Here is a 6,334-nt window from a genome sequence, read left to right as displayed (position 1 = left end):
CTACCTGAACATAAACCTGGCATATATTTTTTCTTTTGTTCTTCATTACTGAATGCCCAAATTGCTCCCATACAAAGTGAAGTTTGTACTGAAAGTGCAATTCCTGTAGTTGCACATGCTTTTGAAAGTTCTTCAACAGCTAAGATATATGATAAATAGTCTCCACCTGCTCCTTCATATTCAGTTGGAAATGGTATTCCAAAACAACCATATTTGCCCAACTTTTTGAAGTTTTCCATTGGAAATTCTCCAGTTTGATCACTTTCTGCTGCTATAGGTTTAATTTCATTTTCAGCAAAATCTCTTACCATTTGTCTTACTAATTCTTGTTCCTTAGTAAATTGAAAATTCATTTTCTTACCTCCTTTAATTATAAAGTGTAACAGATTTATCATCTATTCACTTAGTTTACCTAATAATATAAAGTATAGTAAATTTACAATCTATTCACTTAGTTTACCTTTTTTTCCAGTAATAGCGTAAAAAAAATAATATAGCTTCTACATTTACACTATCTAATCATCTCTACACTTTATACTTTTCAAAATTCAAAGGTAAATGCTAAAACTTCATTACTATCTAACATTTACCCTTGAATATTTTTTATTCTAGAACTAATAGATAAAATTCTTAAATATTATCTATTTTTAAAATTCTTTTCTTTTCTTTTTTCCATAAATGCTGTCATACCTTCTGTTTGGTCTTCTGTTGAGAAACATTCGCCGAAAAGTTCAGCTTCAAGATTCACAGCAGTATCAATATCTACTTGCATACCTCTGTTAATAGCTTGTTTGCATAATCTAACAGCTACTGGTGCATTCTTCATAATTGAATTAGCAAGCTTTTTAGCTTCATCCATTAATTCTTCTTGTTCAACAACTTTGTTTACAAGTCCAATTCTATAAGCTTCTTCAGCACCTACTATTTTTGCTGTATAAATTAATTCTTTAGCTCTTCCCATACCTACATGTCTTGCAAGTCTTTGAGTTCCTCCAAATCCTGGAGTTATTCCTAGACCAACTTCTGGTTGACCAAATTTTGCATTTTTAGATGCAATTCTTATATCACATGCCATTGAAATTTCGCATCCTCCACCTAATGCGAAACCGTTAACAGCTGCAATAACAGGCTTGTTCAAAGTTTCTATTTTTCTAAATACTCCATTTGCATAAATTGCCCATTCTCTTCCATCCATTACGCTCATATCTTTCATTTCTTTGATATCAGCACCTGCAACAAATGATTTATTTCCAGAGCCTGTTACAATTACAGCTTCAATTCCTTTATCTTTTGCGATGTTATCAACAGCCATATCAATATCATTGATAGTTTCTGCATTTAAAGCATTTAATGCTTTAGGTCTGTTAATAGTAAGAATAGCTAACTTTCCTTCTTTTTCAAGTATAACGTTTTTGAATTCCATACTAAATTCCTCCCCATAAGTTAACTTTAAAAAACATCCTGAATATTGTTAATAAAATAACAATATTAATTTAAAATTTTTTTATGATAACTATTTATATATAATAATTATCATATTGTTCCAAAACTTACATTTCTATTATATAACTTCCTTCTCTACATTTCAATAATAATATACAATATTTTTATAAATATAGATATTATTCTAATAATGTCTATAACTATATATAAGATTTAAAATATACATATAACACTAATTCTACAAATTATTTTATTTTAAACATATATTTAAATTCTCCCACTTTTAAATACATAAAAAAATTTCCAACAAAACCATAAAAGTTTAGCTGGAAATTTATAAATTATTTTTTAAATTTCTGATTTATATATTATCTTCTTCCATTTAATAAGTATGTTAACGTAAGTAAGCTTTCACTTAAATGTACATTTTCAACTTTCACATCTTCTGGAGCATGCAAATCAACAGGTGCAAAATTCCATATTCCTTTAACTTCATTTTTAATAAGAATATCACAAATACTTTGTGCATTTGTTCTTGTTACACAGATAACCCCTAAATCTATTTTATTATTTTTTAAGAATTGGTCTAAATTATCTATATCTAATATTTCAACATCTCTAATTTTAAGTCCTATTAATTTAGGATTAACATCAAAAATTGCATTGAGTTTAAATCCTAGTTTATCAAAATTAGAATAATTTGCAATTGCCTGCCCTATATTACCAGCACCAATTATTACAGTATTATATTCATTGCCTAAGCCTAAAATTAAACTTATTTCATTATATAAGTCCTTTACATTATACCCATATCCTTGTTGTCCAAAATCACCAAAGCAATTAAGATCTTGTCTTATTTGTGATGCAGTAAACCCTATTTTTTCGCTTAACTCCTTTGAAGATATTCTATCTACATCATTCTTCATAAGCTCTTGTAAATATCTATGATATTTAGGCAATCTTCTTATAACTGCCATCGAAACATTTCTCTTTTTCTCCAATTGTGACACTCCTCACTTTAATAATTTCCAAACTTAATGTAATTCTACTATACTTATTTTGTTAATACAATAACGCTATCTTTTCATATTACTTATGTTGTATAATAACACTTATTAGTTCTTTTGATACCTATTATTATAAAATTATAATTTTACATAAATTTTATTAATATATAACATAATTTTAACTTTATTATTCCCTATACTAACATAAACTTACAAACTTACTTACACTTATTATACCTATTTTTTAATATTGTTTCAATTGCACCAAGAAATAATGTTAGCTGAAAATAAATTTATGCTACAAAATTTTCATTTTACATAGTAAAATATACAGAGCGAGGTGAAAGGAATGATAGTTTTAAGTTGTAAAAATATACATAAAAATTATGGTATAGATGTAATTTTAAAAAATATAACATTTAATATAAACCAAGGTGAGAATGTAGGTCTAGTTGGACCAAACGGTGCTGGTAAATCAACATTGTTTAAAATTATAAACAAACAATTGGAACCCGATAGTGGAGATATTTTCATTGATAAAAATAAAAAAGTAGGTTATCTTTCTCAACATTTATCTCTACAAAGTGAAAATTCTATTTATAATGAAGTATTGTATGTTTTTAAAGATCTTTTAAATCTTGAAAATAAACTAACAAAGTTAGAAGATGAAATGAATAAACCTTACGATGCTTCTAATAAAGATTATCATAATAAAATAATTAAAGATTATACTACATATTCTGAACTTTATACAAATAGAGGTGGTTACACTTACAAAGCTGAAATTAACAAAGTACTAAAAGGATTAGGATTTTTAGAAGAAGATTACTTAAAACCTATAAATATTTTAAGTGGAGGACAAAAAACCAGGGTATCTCTATGCAAATTATTGCTTTCCAATCCAGATATACTTTTATTAGACGAACCTACTAACCATCTCGATTTAGATGCTATAGAATGGTTGGAAGAATATTTAATTTCTTACAAAGGCACTATTTTAGTTATATCTCACGATAGATTTTTTCTTGATTCTATTACTAATAAAACCTTTGAATTATCAAATGGATACATGGAATGCTATAATGGTAGTTATACTCAATATATTGAACTTAAGAAAAAAGCATATGAGGAAAAACTAAAAGCTTATAAGCTTCAACAATCTGAACTAAATCGTCAAGAAGAAATAATTGAAAGATACCGCTCATTTAATAGAGAAAAAAGTATACGTGCTGCTGAAAGCAGACAAAAAGCTTTAGATAAAATTGAACGACTGGAAGCTCCTATTAAAGAGAAGAAAATAACTAGGATGAAATTTCCAACACAAATTAAAAGCGGTAATGATATCCTTCATGTTGAAAACCTATCAAAAAGCTATGGAGATAAAATATTATTTCAAAACTTGAGCCTAGATATAAAACGTGGAGAAAGAACAGCTTTAATTGGTGAAAACGGTAGAGGTAAAACTACCTTATTTAAAATATTAATGGATAAGGTAAAAAATGATGAAGGTATTTGTGTATTAGGTAAAAATGTATTTATAGGATATTATGATCAAGAACAATCTAACTTAGAGCCTGAAAAAACTGTTCTTGATGAAATCTGGGATGATTTTCCTAAGCTTACAACTACCGAAGTTAGGAATGCTCTTGCCGCATTTTTATTTACTGGTGATGATGTATTTAAAAAGATTTCCACATTAAGTGGTGGTGAAAAATGTAGAATTAACATTTTAAAACTTATGCTTTCGAAATCAAATTTTTTACTTTTAGATGAACCTACTAATCATCTAGATATCATGTCACGAGAAGCTTTAGAAGATGCTATTCTAAATTATGATGGAACTGTTTTGGTTATATCTCATGATAGATATTTTTTAAATAAAGTTATAGAAAAAATTCACGAACTAAATATTGATGGAATAAAAACGTATTTAGGAAATTATTCTTATTACATAGAAAAGAAAAAGAATCCATTAAGATTTGAAGAAGATGAGGAATTTGAAGGGAAAACAAAAACTCAAATAAAACAGGAAAAGAAAAAGAAAAGAGAAGCTCAACAGTTAGAAAAACAAAAAAAACTTAAAATGAAAACTTTAGAACAAAGCATATCTGATTTAGAAGGACAAATTGAAGAGCTTCAAAACCAACTATGTCTTGAAGAAGTTTATTCAAATCCTAAAAAGAGTGAGGAAATTCGCAAAGACCTTTCTGATTGCGAAGACCAGTTAGAAAAATTTTATGAAGAATGGGAAAACATGGTATAAAACGCTAATAAATTTATTAGCGTTTTTTTATTTATATTAAAAATTTATATTTATACACATATATTCTTAATATATTATTCATATACATGTATAAAATCACATATAGCTTATTTACTATTTTAAAATACAATGATATAATATTTTTTGTGTTTCATTGACTTACATTTTTCTTTTACAGAAAAACACTTCATGTACTACTTATAATAATATTTAATACAAATCGACTGGATGGAGGGATAACAATGACTAGTAATGAATTAAAAAAAATTGTTTGCGATACTATTGATGCAAATGCTGAAAAATTAATATCTTTTGCAAAACAAGTAGAATCCTGCCCAGAACTAGGATTTAAAGAGGATAAAACTTCTCAGTTAGTAGCAAACTTTTTTAAAGATTTAAAACTTCCTTATAAAAAAAATTTAGCTATAACTGGAGTAAAAGCTAAATTAAAAGAAAGTTCATCAGGACCTAATATAGCTATTTTAGGAGAATTAGATGCTGTACTGTGCCCTGCAAGTTCTAAAGCAGATCCTTTGACTGGAGCAGCTCACACTTGCGGTCACCATCTACAATTAACCTCCATGTTAGGTGCTGCTTTAGGATTAAAGCTGTCTAATATTGAAGATAAACTTAATGGAAATGTAACATTTATGGGAGTTCCTGCTGAAGAATTTATTGAAATAGCCTATAGAGAAAAACTTTATAACGAAGGTAAAATTCATTTTTTTGGAGGTAAACAAGAACTTTTATACCTTGGAGAATTTGATGATATAGATATTTCATTAATGATGCATTCTGCTAAAAACAGTCCTGACCCTATGGTTGCTGTAGGAGAGACTAGCAATGGATTTATAGCTAAAAACATTCGATATGTAGGTAAGACAGCTCACGCTGCCGAAGCACCTCATGAGGGTATCAATGCATTAAATGCAGCTATGATAGGACTTATGGGTATTAACGCCCTTAGAGAAACCTTTATAGATGATGATCACGTTAGAGTTCACCCTATTATTACAAAAGGTGGAGATACCGTTAATAGTGTTCCATGTGATGTTCGAATGGAAACCTATGTTAGAGCTAAAAACATGAAATCAATTGAGAATACTCATACTAAAGTAGATAATGCCTTAAAAGCTGGTGGATATGCTGTTGGAGCTGAGACCATAATTAAAACAATACCTGGATATTTACCTTTAAATTGTTCTAACCAATTAAATGATTTATTTGTTTCTAATGCTTCTAAATTACTACCTCAAGAACAAATTATAAATGCTGGACATTTTGGAGCTTCAACAGATATGGGAGATATATCACATATCATACCTGCAATTCATCCTTTTATGGGGGGAGTTAGTGGTGCTCTTCATACTGAAGATTTTCATGTAGTAGATTATTATGCTGCATGTATATTACCTGCAAAGCTTTTTGCCATGACAGTTATAGATTTATTATATAATGAGGCTAAAATTGCAGAAGAAATAAAAACAAACTTTAAGCCTCTATTAACTAAAGAACAATATATAAACATGATGCAAAATTATTTTAGCTAAAAGTTAATTATTAATCGTCTGGAATTTTAAATTTTAAAATTTCAGACTTATAAATATTTTAAAGGAGGAAT

5 protein-coding genes are annotated in these 6,334 nt (G+C 27.9%); 2 read left to right on the top strand and 3 right to left on the bottom strand.

Annotated elements, in window-relative coordinates; all coding sequences use genetic code 11:
• The 3 genes from OW763_RS15210 to OW763_RS15200 form a co-directional block, all read right to left on the bottom strand.
• Positions 1-353: acyl-CoA dehydrogenase family protein (locus OW763_RS15210; RefSeq protein WP_268042210.1), on the bottom strand; the 353-nt coding region annotated here is incomplete at its 3' end.
• A gap of 284 nt (positions 354-637) precedes the next feature.
• Positions 638-1,423 carry a short-chain-enoyl-CoA hydratase gene (locus OW763_RS15205; RefSeq protein WP_268042208.1) on the bottom strand — a complete coding sequence of 262 codons (786 nt, stop codon included), beginning with the start codon at positions 1,421-1,423 and terminating at the stop codon, positions 638-640.
• Positions 1,424-1,811: 388 nt separating this feature from the next.
• The gene (locus tag OW763_RS15200; protein ID WP_268042206.1) at positions 1,812-2,444 is read right to left on the bottom strand and encodes a redox-sensing transcriptional repressor Rex; all 633 of its coding nucleotides are present in this window, start codon (positions 2,442-2,444) and stop codon (positions 1,812-1,814) included.
• Positions 2,445-2,799: 355 nt separating this feature from the next.
• On the opposite strand from OW763_RS15200, the gene abc-f reads away from it, so the two are divergent.
• Together abc-f and OW763_RS15190 are read left to right on the top strand one after the other, a co-directional pair.
• Entirely contained in the window at positions 2,800-4,713 is a 1,914-nt protein-coding gene (gene abc-f / locus OW763_RS15195) for a ribosomal protection-like ABC-F family protein (RefSeq protein WP_268042205.1), read from the top strand.
• A gap of 242 nt (positions 4,714-4,955) precedes the next feature.
• Positions 4,956-6,263 carry an amidohydrolase gene (locus OW763_RS15190; protein WP_268042204.1) on the top strand — a complete coding sequence of 436 codons (1,308 nt, stop codon included), beginning with the start codon at positions 4,956-4,958 and terminating at the stop codon, positions 6,261-6,263.
• The last annotated feature ends 71 nt before the right edge of the window (positions 6,264-6,334 follow it).

Origin of the sequence: Clostridium aestuarii (assembly GCF_026735135.1) — a bacterium.
Classification (GTDB): Bacteria; Bacillota; Clostridia; order Clostridiales; family Clostridiaceae; genus Clostridium_H; species Clostridium_H aestuarii.
The sequence above is the reverse complement of the archived record's forward strand: the minus strand, read 5'-3'. Positions and strand labels throughout refer to the sequence as shown.

Coding starts and splice junctions, on each gene's coding strand:
- OW763_RS15205 (WP_268042208.1), bottom strand. CDS start 1,423: ATGGAATTCAAAAACGTTATACTTGAAAAAGAAGGAAAGTTAGCTATT.
- abc-f (WP_268042205.1), top strand. CDS start 2,800: ATGATAGTTTTAAGTTGTAAAAATATACATAAAAATTATGGTATAGAT.
- OW763_RS15190 (WP_268042204.1), top strand. CDS start 4,956: ATGACTAGTAATGAATTAAAAAAAATTGTTTGCGATACTATTGATGCA.